Here is a 3,285-nt window from a genome sequence, read left to right on the forward strand (position 1 = left end):
CACCAACTCCACCCCACCCACACACCCACCCACATCCACCACCACCGCCTCCAACAAGGCGGACAGACGCCGCAGCACGCTCTCGACCGTGACGCGGTCGAACACATCAGCGCGGTAGTCCAGTCGAAGACGTAGGGTCTCGCCGGGGAAGACGACCAGGTTGAGCGGGTAGTGGGTGCCGTCGTGGCCGCTGATGTCGGTCACCCGGAGGCCGGTGTCCGGGGGGCAGACGGCGTCCGGGTCCATGGGGTAGTTCTCCACGACGACGAGCGAGTCGAAGAGCTGTGGGTGTCCGGCCAGTTGGCACACCTCGGTGAGGCCGGTGTACTGGCGGTCCAGGAGACGGACGTGCTCCTTCTGCACCCGGGCGAGCAGCGTGGCCAGGGTCTCGTCCTGGTCGAGTGTGATCCGCACCGGCACGGTGTTGATGAACAGTCCGACCATGCTCTCGACGCCCGGGAGCTCCGGTGGCCTCCCGGCCGTGGTGATGCCGAAGACCACGTCGTCGCGGCCGGTCAGGCGGTGCAGCATGATGGCCCAGGCGCCCTGGATGACGGTGCCGAGGGTCAGCCCGTGGTCGCGTGCCCAGCCGTCCAGCCGGTCGGTGAGGTCACCGGGGAGCTCCCGTGCTACCCGGTCCCGCCGGGCCGGGCGTGCCGGGTTGGCGGCCGGGGCCAGCAGGGTGGGTTCCTCGAGCCCGGCCAGGGCCTGCCGCCACCCTTCCTCCGCCGTTTCCCGGTCCCGCGCCCCGAGCCAGGCGAGGTAGTCCCGGTAGGGGGTCACCGGCGGCAGATGGCTGTCGTCGCCTCCGCGGGCGTAGAGCTCGAACAGTTCGCGGAGCAGGACCGGATAAGACCAGCCGTCGAGCAGGATGTGGTGGTTGGTGAGCGCCAGTACGTGACGGTCGGTGCCGATACGGATCAGGGTGAAGCGGATCAGCGGGGGTTCGGTGGGGTCGAACCGATGGTTTCGCTCCTCGTCGAGCACGCGCTCGCACGCGGCGTGGCGCTCGGCTTCGGCTTCAGCTCCGGCCTCTGCGGTGTCGGTGAGGTCGATCTCCTCCCACGGCAGTTCGATCTCGCGGGGGATGACCTGGATGGGCTGGTCCATCCCCTCGTGCAGGAAGGCGGCGCGGAGGTTCTGGTGGCGGTCCAGGAGCGTTTCGGCCGCCGCCCGGAGCACGGCCGGGCGCAGGTGCCCCTCCAGCCGGAGGACGATCTGGACGGTGTACCCGTCGCCACCGCTCCCGTCATGCACGCCGTGGACGCCGTGGACATCATGCACGGCGTGGACATCATGCACGGCGTGGAAGAGCAGCCCTTCCTGCAAGGGCGACAGCGGCAAGACGTCGAGCAGTCCTGACTGTGTCATCGCTTCTTCCTCCACGCTGCCTCGAGACGGTCGATCTGGTCCTGGTTGAGGTTCACCAGGGGGAGGTCGGAGGGTGTGCGGCCGCCGGCGTCCGGGCGTTCGGCATGCGCCGTGATGGCCTTCAACACGGTGAACCAGGTCTGTGCGAGGTCGCTCACCTCCTCCTCGGTGAGCAGCCCACGGGCCCAGGACCAGTGCGCCACCAGGCGCGGGCCGTCGGGGCCGTCGTACGTGACGGCGTTCAGCTCCAGGGCGTAGGGCAGCGGGGCGTCGGCGTCCGCGCCCGCCATGAGCAGCCCACTCGCACCGTCCCCGGCGGGTGTCCACGGTGCCCCGCCGCGCGGTGCGGCGATACGGCCGAGGTAGTTGAACCGGATATCGGGGGTCGGGAGCGCGGCGAGGCGGGGACGGGTGCGGGGGTTGAGATAGCGCAGAAGCCCGTAGCCGAGTCCCTGGCCGGGGAGGGCCCGCAGCTGCTCCTTGACGCGCTTGACCGCACGGCCGAGCGCGGGACCGCCACGGCGGATCTCCTCCTGGTCCACGCGGCCCGGTTCCAGCCGGACGGGATAGAGGGCGGTGAACCATCCGACGGTGCGCGAGAGGTCCACCTCCTCGGCCAGGGGGTGTGACCGGCCGTGTCCTTCCACGTCCACCACCACGGGCCCGCCGGCGGCGCCCAGGCCATGGCGCTCCCGCCACGTGTCGAGGGCCACGGCGAACGCGGCGAGCAGCACATCGTGCACACCGGCGTGGAACGCCCCGGGCACTCGGGTCAGCAATGGCTCGGTGTCCTCACCTGGCATGGGCAGCGCCATGTTTCCGGCGGTCCCGAAGGTGCCCCGGCCGCCGGTCCGCCCCGCCACTACGGGCCGTACATCGGCCAGGACCTCCTCCCAGTGGCGCAGCTCCCCCTCCCGGGCCTCCGTGTCCGCCTCGGCGGCCAGCAGTGCGGCCCAGCGGCGGAACGACGTGCCGACCGGTTGCCACTCCACCGGCCGTTCCGCCGCCGCCCCCGCCGCCCCCACCGCCGTCACCGCCGTCACCGCCGCCCAGGCGGCCGCCAGGTCCGGCAGCAGGATGCGCCATGAGACACCGTCGACCGCCAGGTGGTGGATGACCAGCAGGAGTCGCCCCTGATGCCGGGGCCCGGCGTCGAAGTGCACCGCCTGCCACATCACCCCCGCCCTCGAGTCGAGGCGGCCACGGGCGGCGGTGAACTGCTCGGCCAGCAGGCCTTCCGGGGGTTGGCCGTCCGTGGTCTCGATACGGCGCACTCGCTGCGCGGCCCGTACCGTTCCCACCGTCGCCACCTCGGGTGACCATCCCCCGTCGGGGCGGTCCGCCAACCGGAGCCGCAGCGCGTCGTGGTGGTCGGTCAGGGCCCGCAGGACGTCCGCGAGCTGCGGGGTACCGGCTCCGGCGGGTGTGGTCATCAGCATCGCCTGGCAGAACCCGTCGACCGGGCCGCCCTGCTCACGGAGCCACTCCATGATGGGGGTCGGTGTCACCTCGCCGACCGGGACGTCGGCCGCCTGGTCACGGGCCGCATCGGTCGCGGGCGTCGCCGTGTGCGCCAGCCGGGCCACCGTCTTGTGGGCGAACACATCGGCCGGAGTGATGACCAGCCCGGCCGCTCTCGCCCGGCTGACCAGCTGGATGGTGGAGATGCTGTCCCCGCCGAGGTCGTAGAAGCCGTCCTCGGCCCCCACCCGCTCCAGGCCCAGCACCTCGGCGTACACACGGCACAGTGTCCGCTCCACCGCCGTACGTGGCGCACGGCCCGAACCAGACGCCCGGACCTCCGGCACCGGCAGGGCCCGCCGGTCCAGCTTCCCGTTCGCCGTCACGGGCAGCCGATCCAACACCACCCACGCACCCGGCACCATGAACTCCGGCAACCGCCCCCGCACAAAC

Annotated in this window: 2 protein-coding genes; both read right to left on the reverse strand. The window is 72.0% G+C overall.

Annotated features, from left to right (window positions below; genetic code table 11):
* A partial coding sequence (locus IEJ02_RS47570; RefSeq protein WP_223865613.1) for a condensation domain-containing protein occupies positions 1–1,371 on the reverse strand: 1,371 nt, incomplete at its 3' end.
* The coding region (locus IEJ02_RS47575) for a condensation domain-containing protein (protein ID WP_223865614.1) at positions 1,368–3,285 on the reverse strand (1,918 nt) is incomplete at its 5' end. The genes IEJ02_RS47575 and IEJ02_RS47570, both read right to left, overlap by 4 nt.

The organism is Streptomyces sp. 5-10, assembly GCF_014712245.1.
Lineage (GTDB): Bacteria > Actinomycetota > Actinomycetes > Streptomycetales > Streptomycetaceae > Streptomyces > Streptomyces violaceusniger.